Origin of the sequence: Chryseobacterium daeguense DSM 19388 (assembly GCF_000430825.1) — a bacterium.
Taxonomy (GTDB): Bacteria; Bacteroidota; Bacteroidia; order Flavobacteriales; family Weeksellaceae; genus Chryseobacterium; species Chryseobacterium daeguense.
In genome coordinates, this window is record NZ_AUMT01000002.1 from 225245 (window position 1) to 242115 (window position 16871).

The 16871-nt window shown below is 36.9% G+C and carries 17 protein-coding genes and 2 tRNA genes; 5 read left to right on the top strand and 14 right to left on the bottom strand.

All coding sequences use genetic code 11. From position 1 onward, the window contains the following. Positions 1 to 129: 129 nt before the first annotated feature. Together H560_RS0103525 and miaE are read right to left on the bottom strand one after the other, a co-directional pair. On the bottom strand, positions 130 to 747 hold the full coding sequence (locus tag H560_RS0103525; protein WP_034752161.1) for a DUF502 domain-containing protein: 618 nt from the start codon (positions 745 to 747) through the stop codon (positions 130 to 132). A 27-nt stretch (positions 748 to 774) separates the two neighbouring features. Then, entirely contained in the window at positions 775 to 1356 is a 582-nt protein-coding gene (gene miaE / locus H560_RS0103530; RefSeq protein WP_027378756.1) for a tRNA-(ms[2]io[6]A)-hydroxylase, read from the bottom strand. A 150-nt stretch (positions 1357 to 1506) separates the two neighbouring features. On the opposite strand from miaE, the gene H560_RS0103535 reads away from it, so the two are divergent. After that, complete coding sequence (locus H560_RS0103535) at positions 1507 to 1737, top strand: hypothetical protein (protein ID WP_155844948.1); 231 nt, start codon at positions 1507 to 1509, stop codon at positions 1735 to 1737. Here the strand turns inward: H560_RS0103535 and H560_RS0103540 are convergent. Both H560_RS0103540 and H560_RS0103545 read right to left on the bottom strand, forming a co-directional pair. Continuing rightward, positions 1734 to 2831, bottom strand: a complete 1098-nt coding sequence (locus H560_RS0103540) for an acyltransferase family protein (protein ID WP_027378758.1) — start codon at positions 2829 to 2831, stop codon at positions 1734 to 1736. The two genes, H560_RS0103535 and H560_RS0103540, sit on opposite strands and share 4 nt — an antisense overlap. 179 nt (positions 2832 to 3010) lie before the next feature. Continuing rightward, a complete protein-coding gene (locus H560_RS0103545; RefSeq protein WP_027378759.1) occupies positions 3011 to 3895 on the bottom strand; it encodes a neutral zinc metallopeptidase in 885 nt (294 codons plus the stop codon). A gap of 184 nt (positions 3896 to 4079) precedes the next feature. On the opposite strand from H560_RS0103545, the gene rplU reads away from it, so the two are divergent. The 3 genes from rplU (at position 4080) to H560_RS22900 (ending at position 5236) form a co-directional block, all read left to right on the top strand. Beyond that, positions 4080 to 4664, top strand: coding sequence for a 50S ribosomal protein L21 (gene rplU / locus H560_RS22660; protein WP_081413918.1), 585 nt, complete (start codon positions 4080 to 4082; stop codon positions 4662 to 4664). Positions 4665 to 4676: 12 nt separating this feature from the next. Beyond that, positions 4677 to 4934: a 50S ribosomal protein L27 gene (rpmA, locus tag H560_RS0103555; RefSeq protein WP_002984034.1), complete on the top strand. Its 258-nt coding sequence runs from the start codon at positions 4677 to 4679 to the stop codon at positions 4932 to 4934. Between the two features lie 125 nt (positions 4935 to 5059). After that, entirely contained in the window at positions 5060 to 5236 is a 177-nt protein-coding gene (locus H560_RS22900) for a bacteriocin-like protein (RefSeq protein ID WP_155844949.1), read from the top strand. 53 nt (positions 5237 to 5289) lie between these two features. On the opposite strand, the gene H560_RS0103565 is transcribed toward H560_RS22900, so the two are convergent. The 6 genes from H560_RS0103565 to H560_RS0103590 all read right to left on the bottom strand — a co-directional run bounded on the left by H560_RS0103565 (position 5290) and on the right by H560_RS0103590 (position 12371). Continuing rightward, a complete protein-coding gene (locus tag H560_RS0103565; protein WP_034752162.1) occupies positions 5290 to 7815 on the bottom strand; it encodes a DUF5686 family protein in 2526 nt (841 codons plus the stop codon). A gap of 176 nt (positions 7816 to 7991) precedes the next feature. After that, positions 7992 to 9572: a hypothetical protein gene (locus H560_RS0103570; RefSeq protein ID WP_027378761.1), complete on the bottom strand. Its 1581-nt coding sequence runs from the start codon at positions 9570 to 9572 to the stop codon at positions 7992 to 7994. Positions 9573 to 9780: 208 nt separating this feature from the next. Continuing rightward, positions 9781 to 9854 (bottom strand) — tRNA-Asn (locus H560_RS0103575). A gap of 333 nt (positions 9855 to 10187) precedes the next feature. Beyond that, positions 10188 to 10264 (bottom strand) — tRNA-Asn (locus H560_RS0103580). Positions 10265 to 10344: 80 nt separating this feature from the next. Continuing rightward, on the bottom strand, positions 10345 to 11826 hold the full coding sequence (gene rseP, locus H560_RS0103585; protein WP_027378762.1) for an RIP metalloprotease RseP: 1482 nt from the start codon (positions 11824 to 11826) through the stop codon (positions 10345 to 10347). 104 nt (positions 11827 to 11930) lie between these two features. Then, positions 11931 to 12371 carry a DUF6646 family protein gene (locus H560_RS0103590; RefSeq protein ID WP_027378763.1) on the bottom strand — a complete coding sequence of 147 codons (441 nt, stop codon included), beginning with the start codon at positions 12369 to 12371 and terminating at the stop codon, positions 11931 to 11933. Between the two features lie 191 nt (positions 12372 to 12562). Here H560_RS0103590 and H560_RS0103595 point away from each other — a divergent pair, with 191 nt between their 5' ends. Then, positions 12563 to 13315, top strand: coding sequence for a nitrilase family protein (locus H560_RS0103595; RefSeq protein ID WP_027378764.1), 753 nt, complete (start codon positions 12563 to 12565; stop codon positions 13313 to 13315). A 74-nt stretch (positions 13316 to 13389) separates the two neighbouring features. On the opposite strand, the gene H560_RS0103600 is transcribed toward H560_RS0103595, so the two are convergent. The 4 genes from H560_RS0103600 to H560_RS0103615 all read right to left on the bottom strand — a co-directional run bounded on the left by H560_RS0103600 (position 13390) and on the right by H560_RS0103615 (position 16794). Beyond that, positions 13390 to 13689, bottom strand: a complete 300-nt coding sequence (locus H560_RS0103600) for a thioredoxin family protein (RefSeq protein WP_027378765.1) — start codon at positions 13687 to 13689, stop codon at positions 13390 to 13392. Positions 13690 to 13829: 140 nt separating this feature from the next. Next, positions 13830 to 14204, bottom strand: a complete 375-nt coding sequence (locus tag H560_RS0103605) for a rhodanese-like domain-containing protein (protein ID WP_051289133.1) — start codon at positions 14202 to 14204, stop codon at positions 13830 to 13832. Positions 14205 to 14214: 10 nt separating this feature from the next. After that, positions 14215 to 15624: an MBL fold metallo-hydrolase gene (locus tag H560_RS0103610; protein WP_027378767.1), complete on the bottom strand. Its 1410-nt coding sequence runs from the start codon at positions 15622 to 15624 to the stop codon at positions 14215 to 14217. A 114-nt stretch (positions 15625 to 15738) separates the two neighbouring features. After that, positions 15739 to 16794 (bottom strand): hypothetical protein, encoded by a 1056-nt coding sequence (locus H560_RS0103615; RefSeq protein ID WP_027378768.1) that lies wholly within the window; start codon positions 16792 to 16794, stop codon positions 15739 to 15741. Positions 16795 to 16871: the final 77 nt, after the last annotated feature.

Below are 16871 nucleotides of genomic sequence, written 5' to 3' on the forward strand. Positions count from 1 at the left end.
ACATTAAATAATTTAAAGGATTGATTTAATGTATGGCAAGAATTTATTTTTAACCATAAAAGTTGTAAAGACATAATCTATTTTACTGTCTTTTGTCTCTTTGGGTAAATAAAGCCATGAACAGCAGAATTATTCAGGTGCCTTAAATATATTTTCATCTGAATGGAAGCCTGCTACACCGCCGCTCACCGCAAATTTCATTGCAGAAGCCGCCGTCATTCCTACTACAGGTTTGATGTTTTTTTCTTCAGTAACAATTACCCAGCCCGAAATTGCATAAGAGTGTGGAAGATAAACCGCAACATAATTATGCTTTTCCACATCGGCCATTTCTTTTTGAGTTAAAAAACCGATTCTCCAGATTTCCGGATTTTCATTTGTTTTTACCCAGACAGGATCGTTGAATTTTTTTTTATCGCCCACAAATGAAGACATTACGTCTTTAGTTGGGGTGTAAATATGTTTTACGCCCGGAGTTTTTTCCAGCAAGCGGTCCATGGAATCGAAGAAGAATTTTCCGACAACGAATTTATTTCCTAAAAATCCTAAAAGTGCCGTAATTAAGATGGTTGAAATAAACACAAGCCCCGGAATTTCCTTTGCTACAGACGGGATGATATTATCAATAGACGTAATGATATAATAAATCACAAAAAGCGTAAGCCCGATAGGACCAATAATGACCAACCCTTGAAAAAAGTTTTTAAGGAAGAAATTGGCAATATTTTCGAAGGTCAGTTTTTTCACTGTTTTTATTCTGTTTTTTTAAAAAAATTATCCATGGATAGATTGTCCTTTTCCATAAGACTGGATGATTTTTGCTTCATATTCCAGCCATTCTTCCCAACGCGCATTTACCTTTTCCGGATCTCCCAGCTGTCTTGCAAAACCAATGAACGTTGTATAATGATTAGCCTCAGAAATCATAAGCTCTTTGTAAAAAGTCTTAAGCTCTTCATCCTGAATGTTTTCTGTTAATACTTTAAATCTTTCGCAGCTTCTGGCTTCTATCATGGCGGCAAAAAGCATTTTATCCACGATGAGGTCGTCCCTGTTGCCTCCTTTCTGGATGAAATTCACCAGTTCATTTACGTAGTCATCTTTTCTGGTGCGACCGAAAGTGTATCCTCTTTTTTTGATGATCTCATGAACCTGGCGGAAATGCTCCAGCTCTTCCTGCGCAATGGCAAGAAGTTCCGTCACGATTTCCGGATATTCCGGAAGCATGGTAATAAGGCCGATGGCATTAGTTGCAGCTTTCTGCTCACACCAGGCGTGGTCCGTTAAAATTTCTTCAATGTTTCCTTCCGCAATATTTGCCCACCTTGGATCGGTAGGAAGTTTCAACTTAAACATAGTTTAAAATTTTTGTAAAATTAATTAATTTGTGATAAGTAAGAAAGTTTTATTTGTCATTAAAAAATAATCTCTTATTTCGTGTTTTTGATGAAATTCTTCAATGGTATTTATTTTGATAGTATTAAAGCAACATTAAAAATATTAACAATGAAAACAATTACAACAAATACATTTACCAGAATTTTTGCTTTTGTATTAACATTATTTAGCGGCATCCTTTTATATGCTCAGGATGATTCAAATACTGTAGTTAATGAAACTAAAACTACGACAACCACAGAATGGTATGCAGATCCCATGTACCTTATCGGCGGCGGTATCTTATTGGTGATACTTATCGCACTTTTGGTAAGAGGCGGCAGAAGAACAGACGATTAATTGGTTTTCGCGGCGGTTTTTGTTCTCAAAAACTCAAGGATTTTCCAGCCGGCTTCATCTACCTTTTTCAGTAATGATGAGATGATGAAGGCCAAAACGACATTAATGCAATAGATTAAAATCATTAAAACCCACCATGGCATATTTTCTTTTAAAGGAACTACGATAAAATATACCAAAGAAGAGCTTATACCCTGAGCGAAATAGAAAAAAATCGCATTTTTACCTATGTAGGTAACAAAATTTTCTTTTGTAATTTTTAGTCTGTTGTAAAAAACAAACAAAGTAACCAGAGAAAACAGAGACCAGATGATGTAATGAATCTTCGGCGGAAATTTATTTTTATTGATTTTAAAGAAAATCTCGTTTCCGTAATAGGTGAAAAGCCAGAATAAAGCCGCTGCGACCACGCCATACAGAACAGGAATCATTTTAAAAGGGATTTTTTTGCCCTTCATCCTATTTGCCATTAAAAATATAGCCATATAAAAAGCTACGTACCCAACATGTCCTGTTGGGTATATTTGTGGAAAGATGTTGAATATCAGGGTTAAAGCAATGCAGATTCCTATAAACCAATTGATATGTTTCGGAAAGAATCTTAAAATCAAAACTCCAAATACCGTCAATATAAAATATACTTTCAGATACCAGAAACTTCCCATTACTACAGGAAATGTGTCTGCATTGGTATACTGATGAAGGTACCAGTTGCCCAGATTTTCCCATTGCGGAACAGTTGAAATGCTTGTAGCTGCATATTTTGACCCGAATGTTGAATAAAAACGCTGCAGCCATTCGAGACTGAAAAAGCTTAGCCCAAAAACTTTGAAAAAGTAATCAAGAAAAAACAAAAACGTTACAAAAATCATATAGGTGATCTGTAATTTCAACAGCCTGTAGAATGTTTTCTCAATATTAGAACCTGAGGTGATTCCACTTAACGCATAAAACAATGCCACGTCAAAGACCAGAGAGAATACCCGGACTTCTGCCGGAATATAAAACTGACCCGACCAGAAAGCAGTATGGATAAAAATAATGGATAGCGTGGCCATCCCTTTTGCAAAATCTATGTAGAGGTCTCTGTTCATGAATTATCAATATCTTTCAAAAGTAAGAAATTATGTGATAAAATTGGATGGAAGTTAGAACATGGATGATGGAAGTAAATATCCCTAGAATATTGATGCTGTTTTCGAAGCTCCCTTTACAGCTAAAAAAAGAGGCAAGACACGCTTACCTCCTTTCTTGAATATGCTAAAAATGAATGTTACTTAAGATTTTTAAACTCATCGGCAGAAATTTCTCCACTTTGAATTTTTGTTAATTCGTCAATATACTGGCTCATATAAGCGTCAATTTCAGGATATTTAGAGTTTTTACCTGCTTTATAGGTTCCGTTAAGAACACCTTGATAATAATAGAAAAAGTTATAATCAAAATCTGCAGCAGAAAGGCTGTACTGGCCAAGAAGGAATCCCAGACGGACTGCAGATCTTCTCTGTGGAGGAGTTCCGTGATGTCCCGGGCTGTTTGTCTGGTAATCTCCGATGCTTTGTGCAAACTCATAAGCCGCGGCAATCTGTGCAAAGGTTGTCTGATTGTAACCGTTCGGTCTTCTCAGGTAATACCCGGCAAAACCATCTGCTTCCAGTTCGTTTGGCCTCGCTGTAGATTCGCTTACGGAAGGCAGCCCGAAAATATATTGCAGCTGATGTCCATATTCGTGTGCAAGGATCATTGCATTTACAATATCCCCGCCTTTACTTTTTGCATCATAATAAATGGCGTAGCCGTAATAGATTTTTCCGGTAGAGTAAGAGATTGCGTTGTAAGTGGAGTTCGGGTTGGAAGGATCGTTTACAAATCTTAGGGTCGGATTACTTCTTCCCCACAGGCTTGCAATTTTAGTCATTTGAGAGTTCATAAAATTGGTGTCCGTGGAATTTTGCAGAGAAGTTGTTAACACAGCAGAGGAGCTCCAGTATTGATCTACATAATAGCAGACTTTTTCAAGGGCGTTCGGCTGGTCTATTTTTGCGTTCTGTGTTTGTGGTTCCGGGGCTGCCGGATTTTCCATAGTGTCATCGTTACATGCTGATAATGTGAGTACAGCAATTGCTCCCGCCAGTAGGGGAAATTTAAAGTTTCTCATATAAAATATTTTTTAGGTGAAAGCGAAGGTAGGAAAATATCTGAAAAATATTATCACTTAACGGTGAGAAATTATTCAAAACATAGTTAAAATTTTAATATTGAAAAAAGATGGGTTTGATTGTAAGTGTATTAGAAAATAATTCTTATATTTGCACCTCGAAATAACTAAAAATTTATAAACAATGTTTGCAATTGTAGAAATAGCAGGGCTTCAATATAAAGTTGAGCAAGACCAGAAGTTGTTTGTAAACCGTTTAGCAGGAGACAAAGGAGGAAAAGTATCTTTTGATAAAGTTCTTCTTACTGTAAACGGTTCAATCACTGTAGGCGCCCCAGCTGTAAGCGGTATCACTGTGGAAGCAGAGATCCTAGACCACGTAAAAGCTGATAAAGTAATCGTTTTCAAAAAGAAAAGAAGAAAAGGTTACAAAGTAAAAAATGGTCACAGACAATCTTTGACTCAAATTCAGATCACTGGAATTACAGGTTTTGAAGGAGCTCCGAAGAAAGCTGCAAAAAAAGAAACTGCAAAGGAAACTAAAGCAGAAGTTCTTGCTGATAACGAAACGGTAAACTTTGGTGAAGATCACGAACTGAACTATCACTTAAAGAAAAACGGATTGTCTCAGACTAAAGAAAACAGAGAAGCTCTTGTTACTTTAGGAAAAGCAGTAAAAGTAGAATTAGAAAAGAATGTTCTTACTCATGCTGAAGTAGATGCAGCTATCGTAAAGAATATTGAGAATTTCAAAGCGTTAAATAAATAATCCACTAATAAAATGGCACACAAGAAAGGAGTTGGTAGCTCCAAAAACGGTAGAGAATCTCACTCTAAAAGATTAGGTGTGAAAATTTTCGGAGGTCAGGAAGCTATCGCCGGAAACATTATTGTTAGACAAAGAGGAACTCAGCACCACCCAGGTGATAACGTGGGAATCGGTAAAGACCACACTTTGTTTGCTCTAGTAGACGGTAAAGTAGTTTTCAGAAAAAAAGCAAATAACAGATCTTTCGTATCTGTAGAACCGAACGCATAATTTCAGCGTTTTATAAAAATCAAAATCCTCAGCATCTCGTTGAGGATTTTTTGCTATTTATGCTTTGAATAATATTCATTAAATTTATTCGTTATAATTAATATCATCAATCCAAATTATTTATTATGAAAAATTTAAAAAGACTTTCAAGAAATGAGCTTAAAACTTTAAAAGGAGGTTTTAAATGTGAAGGGATTTCCTGCGACTGGTATTGCAGTTTGCCTGCAGAAAGCCGGCCTGTATGTCTGAGTCCGCAGACTCTGGTGCCGATATGTGGCGGATGCAGCAGCAGCGATATTTAATGGATGTTTAATACAACAAAAGAAAATCTCCTTCACTGAAGGAGATTTTATATTTAAAAGCCAACCTGGAATCCGGCTTTAATTCCAAATTTTGAGATGTCTGGTCTGTCAAGATAATTCCCGCGCCAGTTAAAATCTACCCTGAAAATTCTAAGGTTTCCAATCCCGATATTTTCAATTCCTACACCGTATTCATAATAGATATGTTCGCTCGGTGCAGAATATTTAAATCCTTCTACATTGATGGCTTTTGATTCATCGCTTAAAGTTCCGTACGCAGCCCTTAGAAAAGCAACCTCTCTTAATTTTAATTTCTTAATTAAAGGAATAAAAGAAAGAATCTTACCATTAAAATGATGCTCAAGATGAAGCGTAGTATAAGTATCTGCCACGAATTCGTAGTAATTAAGCTGAGCAAATGTGTTTGCTGCTAAGCTGTACGACTGGTTTCCCGGAATTACATTTTGCAGGGCCAAAGGAACGGTATCAAAGTTTTTCCCGGCTTCAAAATTAATCAAAGTTTTTCCCCAGCTTCCAATTAATACCGGCTTGTAGAACATAAACTGTAATTTATTATAATTAAAATCCGAGCCAAATAACCCTTGGATTCCCCGAGTATATTTTAAAATAATAGTCGGGGCGAGTGTTCCATGCTCATACCTGTCGATACCGGTTTGTGAAAACTTGGCTCCGGGCCTTGCAATTAAGCTTAAAGTAAGGTGAGAATCGTTGGTGGTTTTCCTTAAATTCCCGTCCTTGTAATACATAAGATTAAACCCATCCGGATTAGCAGATTTTATGCTCTGCATAGTCCCGTCCAGGCGTATCTGGAAGTTTTTCAAAGGTTCAATGGATGTGAAGACGTTGGTTTGATTTACTGAGCTTAAGGAAGCATTTTCTCCTCTGGCAAAAAGTGTTGACGAAGCAAAAGTTCTTGCCATAATCCCATCATCATTGGTAAGCTGAACCCCCAGCTGTAATATGTCTCTTCTGGTTCCTGCACCTACTGTAAATCTGTTGACCCTGTTAAACATAAATCTTGCTTCAGCACCATATTTTACCTGTTGGTCTTTAAATCCATAAGCGGTATAAAACTGCACTCTCCACGGATCATTTCTGGTGAAATATGTTCTTGCTCCAAGTCTAATACGGTTACCTTCCACTTCGTTTTTACCATAAATTGAGAAAATCGGCCCGAGATCAATTCCTTTTGTAACATTATAATAGCCTGAGCCGAGTGTTTCATAAAGCTTTACGAGACGGTTAAACTTCGGGGTCTGCTCAAGCTTGTCCAGCATTTCGTAAATTCCCTGCTCGCTTTTTGACAATGAATCAGGTCTGGCTGTTAACCAATAGGCATCATCTTTTTCTACAAAACTGTCATCATACTCCTCCTGCTTTCGGTTGAAAACTTTCGCTTCAAGCGGTTTGTTGAATTGATATTCAGAATAATCTACTGATCTTTTTGCAATAAGGCTTTTAGCTGTTTTTCTCTTGGAAAAAGGAGTCATTTCAATCTCTGTAGCAAATTTTCGAGGTAAAAATGTATTTTCATCAGGGTTGTCATATTCCAGTTCGGTGGAAATGGCGTTGATGAAATTGACGTTTATTTTTTGAGTTGATTTTAAAGTTGCTCCCAAAACGGCATAGCTGTCGGTATCAATATATAGATATCCCTGAAATGCCAGAACTTCTGTTCTCTTTGGCTGATACCGGATTCTATAGGCTTTTTCGCCCCGTACGGAGATGGTGTCTACAAGGTTGTAATCATACGTGCTGAAACCTGTTTCGCCAACAGGGCTTGGAAATCCGATGTCAAAATAATTTAATGTATTATCATAAATATTGATGTCACGATAAAGGTTTTTGGCCGTTAAAGTAACGATTTGATTATCTTCAAAACCAGATGTTTTTTGTGCTACTAAAAGTCTTTTTGTTCTTTTTGAAGGCCTGTTTTCTCCATAATTTTCATAAACGGCTTCGTTCAGGAACAGAGGAAGGGCCATCTTGCCGCTTGCGGTAGAATCTGCATAATCGAAAATGAAATCCAGCTTATTAAAGATTTTCCTTTTCATGAATGCGCTGTCGAGATTATTCGCATCAAACTGAATTTTTTCGTATTCTTTATAAGTATAGGTATCGAATTTATCCAGACCGTTATTTCTTTTTCTTTTCCAGACTTCCTGCATAATGGCGTACGCGGGATTTTCCTTTTTATTTTTATATTTCGGTTTTTCGTTATGGATTACCACCTCCTGAATATTTCCCACTTTTTCCTGGGAGAGTTTCACAAAAATATTGGAAGCGTTGTCCGGTGTAACTTCTACCGTTTCTAATGAGTAATTTTTTCTGAGAAATCTTAGCTTATAAATAATACTGTCCGACTGTACACTGAAACTCCCCGAACTTGTGGTAAGCTGGGGTTTTTTATTTTCATTGATAAATACATCTACGCCAGAAACCTCTTTATTGGTTTTTTCATCTACAATCCGCCCTGATGCAGTGTTTTGTGCGTACAGGAATCCGGAAAAAATCAGGAAAAAATAGAAATAATAATATTTAGAGTTATTAATTAACATTTGTTTTTTATTCAAGCATTTACGACAAACAAAAAGTATGCTGTTTATGTAAAAAGATTAAATTTTTTAAAGGTTTTTATAAATAATTACAAAACTGCAAAGGTAACAAAAATAACACCGTCATTTTGATGGTGTTATAGATAAATATTTGTTAAAATGATAAATCTGAAAATAATCTATTTCTGCAGCTCCGCAAAAATATATCCCAAAGCTCCAAAGCCCATTGAATCACCATCTGCAATATGAAAGCTTACCCTGTAAAAAGTTCGGTCTGTATAAGAGAAAAAGTTGAATTGCGCGCTTCCGTCCTGAACACAGTTAACAGCAGCCGGTGTAAGATTTGAAAAGGCTGTTGACACAGTTACAGGTGTTGTGTTTACAAAGGTGGAAGCATTCTGTGCTGTTCTGTAAGCTCCATGCATAATACCTATATTACTAGCTCCGGTGGTAGATCTTACCTGAAAAAAAGTGTCAGTATTTGTACAGGTTGTAGTCGGATATCTGAATTCCAAAGAGCCAATGGTGACTACAGAGTTTGTAGGAACATTTGCATCAATTGAAAAAGACTTAAAACTTGTTGTTAATGGTGCTACGTTTTGTATAACTACGTTTCCTGCGGAATCTACTCCTAATGCAGCTGCACTTACTGTAGAAGGAGTGGTATTATTAATATTGGTAAATTTTAACCCTGAGACATTAGCTGTGCCCGAGGCGATCTCTACTTTTGCCGTAGGATTAGAAATTCCGATTCCTACATTCCCTTTGGGATTTGCTAATGTTCCGTTTATATTGGTCCCGAAAATGATGTTTCCTATATTCATCTGGTCGTTTCCGGCAGGATTTACGAGGCCTGTATTTGCACCCAGCATAATGTTTTTGCTTCCGGTGCTGATTTGAGTATTGGTTCCTCCGGAATTAGCATCAAAGCCTGCCTGATAACCAATCCCTATATTTTCAGTTCCAGTCGTGAGGGTGCGTAAAGCGTCCAGCCCCATAGCTGAATTAAATCCTCCGGTTGTATTTAATAAAGACTGGTATCCTATTGCAGTATTTCCCTGTCCGGAAATATTATCCCGAAGAGCTGAAACACCTGCTGATGTATTTCGCTGCCCGGTAGTGTTATTAAGCTGAGCCTGATATCCTAAGGCAGTGTTCAGGGTACCTGAAGTATTAGTACCAAGAGCACTTAATCCAAGGGCAGAATTAAAAACCCCAGTTGTTGTAGTTCCTAAAGCGCTTGCACCGAATGCTGAGTTTCCAAGGTTGGGGGCTGCATTATAAGGTAATGAATTTAGCCCGAATGCTACAGCTGAAGTTGAATTTATAAAACCGGAATTGATGTTATTCACTTTAAAGACCAATGGCTGATTATCGCTTGTACCGATGAAGTTTGTGGCAGGTGTAGTTCCTGTATTTCCTGTAGTACGCCAGTCATTATTGGATGGAGTAGTTACAAGAGCGACCCACTTGGTGCCATCAAAGTGGTAAAATCCTACGGATGTTACGTCCTGCGTTATTCCTGCTGCAGTTCCGGTAGAAATATTATTGATGTAGACTAATGTAGAGACGGGAATGGAGGTCATAGACTGGGCTCGCTGTCTGTCTATTCTTGGAATTACAATTCCATCTACTGTAGAAGCTGTTCCGGTAGGATTATTTGCAAAAATATCCAATGTGGAAGTGGGGGCAGGTGTATTAATTCCTACTTGGGCTATCATAGCAGCAGGAGTAAACATAAATAAAAGTAATTTTCTCATAATGCTTTGGTTTGATGATTAATATCCCTACAATTTACAAAAGATATTCTTTTTTTTAACGTAAACCGGCTATTAATTCAAAAAAAGGTGAAGCATTATTAATGAATATTGATAATTAATTTGAATAGAATAAAATTAAATTTTATTAACAATAAAAGGACTTGAATATGAAAATAAAAAAAGACCTACATTTCTGTAAGTCTTTTTGCTCCTCCTGCTGGGCTCGAACCAGCGACCCTCTGATTAACAGTCAGATGCTCTAACCAACTGAGCTAAGGAGGAATTTCCCTTTGTTTTTAGTGATGCAAATATAATATGAAAATATATACGAAGCAAGTGTCAGAAGCGAATTTTCCTTTATTTAAAGGCCAGAAAATAACCCATGTTTTTTATGTGTCTATTTTTCAGTATTTTGGAACTTATACTTTTTAACTTATGGATTAAATAATTTTTAAACTAATAATTTAAAGAGTAAGTTTTTTTTCTGCCTAACCAGAATTCTTAGATTTTAAATGATATAAGGTGATATCTTTTCGAAGTGAAGAGCCTGTATATTAGGATTGAAATTTAGAATTACAACAATAAAAAAAGACCTACATTTCTGTAAGTCTTTTCTGGCTCCTCCTGCTGGGCTCGAACCAGCGACCCTCTGATTAACAGTCAGATGCTCTAACCAACTGAGCTAAGGAGGAATGTCCTTTGTTTTTAGTGGTGCAAATATAGGACGAATATTTATACCCTACAAATATTTTTAATAAATTTTTAAAAAATATTATAAGCTTCCTGTAATCCATTTAAAGATGTCACTTCCGAAGATCAGTAACATTAAGCCCAGAAGGAAGATAACCCCCACCATCTGTGCATTTTCCAGCACTTTTTGTGGAACCGGCTTACCTACAATCATCTCATAAAGTGTAAATAAAACGTGCCCACCGTCAAGTCCAGGAATTGGAATAAGGTTCAAAAATGCAAGCCAAACAGAGAACATTGCTGTGAAGCCCCAGAATGCAGCCCAGTCAATAGAAACATGCCCCTGTGCATCCTTGTTTACAGGCATATTTTTGACGATAGCGATTGGTCCTCCAACTTTTTTGTAACCCTGTACTTTTTTGTTGAAAATTAATTTAAACTGCTTGATCTGGTAGGTTAAACTCTCTATGGTAAGCGTAAAACCTCTCGTAATAGATCCAAAGAAATTATAATTATTATGAACATAATATTTTTCAACTTCCTTGAAAGATAGAATTCCTATAGTTCCATCTTTGGAAACAGGAATTTTTAAATCCGTCAGCTGGTTGTTTCTCATCACCTGAAAGTCAGTAATTTTTCCTGCATTTGGAACCACCAAAGGCTTTAGCTGGTCATAATATTCTAAAGGTTTTCCATTAACTGCTACGATTTTATCACCCACTTTCAAGCCTGCATCCATAGTAGATTTCGTTACGATAGTATCTACCACGGGAGTCATTCTTGGAGTAAGGAAAGACCTTGGCTCAGGATCCTGAAATGCCATTGCCTTTCCATCATCATTGGTTGGGAAAGTAACCTCCTGTCCGTTTCTCAAAACTGTAATTTCATCACTTAATAAAACATCCAAAGCAAGTTTTTTGAAGTCTTTTTGTGTCTTACCATCAACTTTTAAGATTTTATCTCCATCCTGGAAACCCATTTTTTTTGCTGCTTCCGTATAGTGAAGAGGAGTAGTGATTTTATCTGCTTCAAAGATGTGTTCACCATTTTTTCCTACTAAAGCGGAAAAAATAATCCACGCCAGGAAAAAGTTTACCGTTACCCCGCCCAGCATAATAATAAGCCTCTGCCAAGCTGGTTTTGATCTGAATTCCCATGGCTGAGCCGGCTTTTTCAGCTGCTCGGTATCCATGCTTTCGTCAACCATTCCGGCGATTTTTACGTAACCTCCAAAAGGAAGCCAGCCGATACCGTATTTGGTTTGCTCAGGATGTTTTCTCCAGTCGTTTTCCGGAAGTTTTGATATGTCGATAGGAACCTCTTTCTCCTCTCCGTTTACTTTAATGATTTCTGTGTCCGGAAGGTTTTTTGAGAACAATTTATATTGCCATTTCCCGTTGATTTTCTTCATTGAAAATATTGAAAACCAAGGATCGAAAAAAAGGAAAAATTTTTCCGCTCTTGTTTTAAACCACTTTGCCGGGAGAAAGTGCCCAAGCTCATGAAGGACTACTAAAATAGAAATACTTAAAATGAACTGGAAAATCTTGATTGCTAATTCCATTAATACTTTTTATGTTTAATTTGCAAAGGTAACAATTATCAAAATGATGCCAAATAAAAAAGCTCCCCGAAACGAGAAGCTTTGTCATATAATAAGATGATTTATCACAAATTAATAGAAACTCCAAGACTGCCATTGTTGCCGACTTCTGCAAAAACCCCAATTCTGTCAGTAAAAAAGTACCTTGCTCCGATATGCGCCCCAAGGCCGAATTCACGACCGACAACACCCACGTCAATTCCCGGGTAGATGTCCAGTTTTTCCGGCAGCTGCAGGGTTTCTTTCAAATGAAAATTCAGCCTTCCGAATGCAAAAACCCTGTTGTCTTTATCATTATCCTTGTAATCATTAAAATAAACGTTAAGCCCGGCTCCTACGGAGATAAGATTGTTTAATCCGTAATCATAAGTTCCTGTAATCCCCGTTCCGTAGCCCCATGCGCTGAGCCCTGCATTAATCTTCTGATCTCCTTTGCCTGTCCATGCCTGAGCATTCACAGCTGTTCCGCTAAAAATTATCATGAACATTGGAATCAATTTCTTCATAAATTTTACTTTTTTAAAGTTATTGCTAAAAAATATTCGCATCAAATATAGAACCGAAATCAGCGGAAAATTGTATTTTTAGTGAAGTTTTTATGGGTTGGAAACCGTAAAATAAGCAAAAAGGCTAAATTATTTATTGTTAATACTAAAGTAAATGTTGGCTTTAGCTAAACCGGAATAAATTTGACATTATGAAGATCACAGGACTCAATTTAGATATTGTCTGGAAAAATAAAGCAGAAAATTTTCAATTAATAGAAAAAGAATTACAAAATCAGGAATCTGATTTATTTCTTCTTCCGGAAATGTTTTCAACAGGTTTTTGTATGGATGCGGCGGAAGTTTCGGATAAAAATCAGGAATCACTGGAGTTTTTAAAGAAAATTTCAAAAGAAAAAAACGCAGCTTTTTGTGGCAGTGCTCCTGTGGAAGAAGAGGGGAAGTTTTACAACAGAATGTATTTTGTAAAGCCGGATTCTCAGGTTGATTTTTATGATAAAAGACACCTGTTTTCCTTTTCAGGAGAGGATAAAGTGTACACACCCGGTCGGGAAAGAATCATTGTGGAATATAAAGGTTTCAGAATTTTATTACAGGTTTGCTATGATCTTCGTTTTCCTGTTTTTGCACGGAATAATGACGATTATGACGCCATTTTATACGTGGCCAACTGGCCGGAAAAGAGAGTCGGAGCCTGGGAGCATCTGTTGAAGGCGAGGGCCATTGAAAATTTATCTTTTGTTTTTGGTTTAAACAGGATCGGAACGGATGGAAATAACCTGTTTTATCAGGAAAGTTCACATTGCTTTTTTGCAGATGGAAAGGAAATTTCTGAGAAAAAAGGAAGTTTGGTTACAGCAGAATTAAATAGGGATGAGCTGAAGGATTTTAGAAAACATTTTCAGTTTTTGAATGACAGGGATTCTTTTTCAATTCAATTATAATAAGGTCGAGATTAAGGTTAAGGCTGAAAGAATCACGCTTATCTGAGTCTTAATCTTAACCTTAATCTCAATATTTAAGCATACTGCTTCAAAAGCTGGGTAAGTGTATTGACATCATGAACGCCGCTTTCTTTCCAAAGCATTTCTCCTTTTTTGAAGATGGCTAAAGTAGGAACCCCACGAACGCCGTACTGGCTGGCAAGAGCCGGATATTGGTCTACATCTACCTTTATAATTCTTGCTCCTTCGCCTACGTTTTCTTTTACGGTATTCAGAACTGAAGACTGTACTTTACACGGCTGGCACCAAGTGGCAAAAAAATCGATTAGAACCGGTCTTTCAGAGTCTATTATTTCCTGGAATTTTTGTGACATAGTTTTGTATTTTATTAAAAACACTTTAGTTTAAAAGCTTAATTGAAATTAAAATCACTTAAAAGTATAAAATCGATGGTTACCGAAACTTTGTGTCTTCAAAATATTTTATTTAATAAACTAAAGTGGTGTATTTAAAATTATTTGATTGAAGATTTCTCATCCTGAATGGCTTTTACATTTTTCCAGCTTGTGCCGTCATAAACTTCCACGCCATTTTTCTTTAAAATTTCTGTTGCCTTATCGGCCTGAACTCCTAAGTTGCAAAATACAACCACCTTTTTACCTTTCAGGCTTTCTGCCTTGTTCTCAATTTCTGCAAGCGGAATATTGATGGCATTTTTTGCGGTTCCTTCTGCATATTGTTCAGGAATTCTTACATCTACCAAGGTTACATCAGGGCTGTTAACCACTTCTCTGATATTGGCTTTGGGTGCTTCTGCTACTGTTGCTGTTTTACAGGCAGTTAGCATAAAAGTTGAAGCAAGAATAATTCCAAAAATCTTTCCTTTCATTATTTATCTGTTACATTGTTTTTGATTGGCACACAAAATCCGAAGTAGGGAATTTCTCTGTTTTTTTAATACCGTTGAAGCCGCCTTCTATTTCAGTAAAGTTTCTGATTCCGTGAGAGTTAAGGATGCTTGCCGCAATCATGCTTCTGTAACCTCCTGCGCAATGAAGGAAGAAATGTTCCGAATCATCAATTGTGCTTACCCAGTCGCTGATAAGGTCTAAAGGTTTATTGTAAGCATTATCAATATGTTCTGCAGAATATTCCGAGATTTTACGAACGTCAATTACTTTTGAATTTTCATTAAATTGAGCTGCAAATTCTTCCGGAGAGATTCTTTTAACTTCATCTGTTTCTTTTCCTGCATTTTTCCAGGCTTCAAAACCTCCTTTCAGATATCCAACCACATGATCAAAACCTACGCGGCTCAGTCTCGTGATAGCTTCTTCTTCCGTACCTTCGTCTACAACCAGTAGTAAAGGATGTTTTACATCAACAATTAAAGTTCCCACCCAAGGAGCAAAATCTCCTTTTAAACCAATGTTCACAGAATTCGGAACAAATCCTTTGTGGAATTCTGCTGCGCTTCTTGTATCAAGAATCAAAGCTCCGGTATCTTCGGCATACGCTTCGAAATCTTCTGCCGAAATTGGAGTTAACCCTTTATCCATTACCACATCAAGGCTTTCATAACCTGTTTTGTTCATGGCAACATTCATCCCGAAATATTTTGGCGGAGCGGTAAGTCCGTCCAGAACTTCTTTGATGAAAGATTCTTTATCAGGCTGATTTAATGCATAATTGGTTCTTTTCTGATTTCCTAAGATATCAACCGTTTCTTTCTGCATATTTTTCCCGCAAGCAGAGCCTGCACCGTGAGCCGGATATACCGTAATGCTGTTATCCAGAGGCATAATCTTTGTCTGAAGGCTCTCATATAAAATTCCTGCCAAGTCTTCCTGGGTCAGGCTGGTGGCTTTCTGAGCAAGGTCCGGTCTTCCGACATCTCCTAAAAATAAAGTGTCTCCCGTAAAAATTGCCGTTTCAACGCCGTTTTCATCAATAAGGAGGTAAGTGGTACTTTCCATGGTGTGGCCGGGAGTATGCAGCGCTTTAATTTTTACCTTTCCGATTTCAAAAATCTGATTGTCTTCTGCAATAATAGCATCGAACTCAGGCTGTGCGGTAGGTCCGTAAACAATAGGAGCGTCTGTTTTTTTGCTTAAATCCAAATGTCCCGAGACAAAATCTGCATGGAAATGGGTTTCAAAAATATATTTTAAAGTTACATTGTCTTTTTCCAGACGATCCAGGTAAGGCTTTACTTCCCTTAGCGGATCAATGATTGCCGCCTCATTTTCGGATACAATATAGTACGCACCCTGAGCCAGACATCCTGTATATATTTGTTCAACTTTCATTATTGATGTAACAGTTTTATTGTTGTTATTCGATTACAAAAATCGTGTTTATTTTTTTAAATATGGCTAAAAATAAAGAATCTCTGTTGATAGAGGAAATCTATAAAGCGCAAATCACTCTAAAACGTAGAAAATTTTGTAGAGAATCTCGTTGGAAGATTTGGAAATATTATGATCTGCTTTAAACCGGGCATAGCTTTCCTGCTGTGTTTCGCCTTCAGGATAATCAATTAAGCCTTTATACTTGTCATAGATATAATCCTTTAATTTTCCGTTTTCAGCGATGACAGTCATGTCAGCGAAATATTTTTTTGTGTCGTCATTCAGTGGCCATTCTTTTTCGTGAGCCTTAAAATATTCAAGCATTTTCTCTGCGGCATAGACTTCAGAATCTATTTTCATGTCACTGAAGCCCGTGAGGATTTCCTTCTTTTCAAGATTTTTCCCCAGCCATACTATTTTTGCTTTTGCAGCTTCGGTAGTGGCGTGCATCATCATGGAATCTCTTTTTACTGAGGACGAGAGAACGATATCCGGAACATTTTCTATCGGTAAAGTTTTGATGGAAGCAACATTGAGAACCCCAAAATAATTTTCAACCTTATCTTTAAGCTCTTTCAGCTGGTCATTACTCATTTCATCGCTGCTTGCCCTGATCTTAAAAGTCCAGCCGCCACATTCATAAATGGAAAGAAGAGAATTTTTATCCACATATTTTACTCCCTTGAAAAAATCCCGCTCTCCCAAAGAATTTTGGAAGATGGAATAGATGTAATTAACTCTCACATTTTCATTGGATAAGCTTCCGAAAGATGGTTTAAGTTTAACATAATCCTTTGAGTTCTGATTCAGAGCATAATTATAAGTGTAAAATTCATCCCTTAGCAATTGATTATCAATGGAATTTTTAGGATAAAGGTAGATGGTAACCAGACTTTTACTTTTCTTTGAAAGCTGCTGCACATAGCTCACAGAGATATGCCTATTCTTCATGTCATAAGAATAAATGGCCTGTCTCTGAAAACCTGACCAAAGCATTGGAAAGATGATTTTCGTGGCAGGATGGGTAAAATCCGATGTTATTTTCAAATCCACCGGCTGTTTCCTATCCTGTGAGAAAAACACCGAGAAAATAAAACTCAGAGCAAAAAATAAATTTTTCTTTATCATGGTTTAATTTGATTGTTAAAACAAAAATATCTATAAAAATTAATAACAGCGCCTCATTAATAATATTTTTTAATGAA

What these genes read in the sequence shown, in the direction of transcription:
- miaE (WP_027378756.1), bottom strand. Translation starts at nt 1,356, where the DNA reads ATGTTTAAGTTGAAACTTCCTACCGATCCAAGGTGGGCAAATATTGCG.
- H560_RS0103535 (WP_155844948.1), top strand. Translation starts at nt 1,507, where the DNA reads ATGAAAACAATTACAACAAATACATTTACCAGAATTTTTGCTTTTGTA.
- H560_RS0103540 (WP_027378758.1), bottom strand. Translation starts at nt 2,831, where the DNA reads ATGAACAGAGACCTCTACATAGATTTTGCAAAAGGGATGGCCACGCTA.
- H560_RS0103545 (WP_027378759.1), bottom strand. Translation starts at nt 3,895, where the DNA reads ATGAGAAACTTTAAATTTCCCCTACTGGCGGGAGCAATTGCTGTACTC.
- rplU (WP_081413918.1), top strand. Translation starts at nt 4,080, where the DNA reads ATGTTTGCAATTGTAGAAATAGCAGGGCTTCAATATAAAGTTGAGCAA.
- rpmA (WP_002984034.1), top strand. Translation starts at nt 4,677, where the DNA reads ATGGCACACAAGAAAGGAGTTGGTAGCTCCAAAAACGGTAGAGAATCT.
- H560_RS22900 (WP_155844949.1), top strand. Translation starts at nt 5,060, where the DNA reads ATGAAAAATTTAAAAAGACTTTCAAGAAATGAGCTTAAAACTTTAAAA.
- H560_RS0103565 (WP_034752162.1), bottom strand. Translation starts at nt 7,815, where the DNA reads ATGTTAATTAATAACTCTAAATATTATTATTTCTATTTTTTCCTGATT.
- H560_RS0103570 (WP_027378761.1), bottom strand. Translation starts at nt 9,572, where the DNA reads ATGAGAAAATTACTTTTATTTATGTTTACTCCTGCTGCTATGATAGCC.
- rseP (WP_027378762.1), bottom strand. Translation starts at nt 11,826, where the DNA reads ATGGAATTAGCAATCAAGATTTTCCAGTTCATTTTAAGTATTTCTATT.
- H560_RS0103590 (WP_027378763.1), bottom strand. Translation starts at nt 12,371, where the DNA reads ATGAAGAAATTGATTCCAATGTTCATGATAATTTTTAGCGGAACAGCT.
- H560_RS0103595 (WP_027378764.1), top strand. Translation starts at nt 12,563, where the DNA reads ATGAAGATCACAGGACTCAATTTAGATATTGTCTGGAAAAATAAAGCA.
- H560_RS0103600 (WP_027378765.1), bottom strand. Translation starts at nt 13,689, where the DNA reads ATGTCACAAAAATTCCAGGAAATAATAGACTCTGAAAGACCGGTTCTA.
- H560_RS0103605 (WP_051289133.1), bottom strand. Translation starts at nt 14,204, where the DNA reads ATGAAAGGAAAGATTTTTGGAATTATTCTTGCTTCAACTTTTATGCTA.
- H560_RS0103610 (WP_027378767.1), bottom strand. Translation starts at nt 15,624, where the DNA reads ATGAAAGTTGAACAAATATATACAGGATGTCTGGCTCAGGGTGCGTAC.
- H560_RS0103615 (WP_027378768.1), bottom strand. Translation starts at nt 16,794, where the DNA reads ATGATAAAGAAAAATTTATTTTTTGCTCTGAGTTTTATTTTCTCGGTG.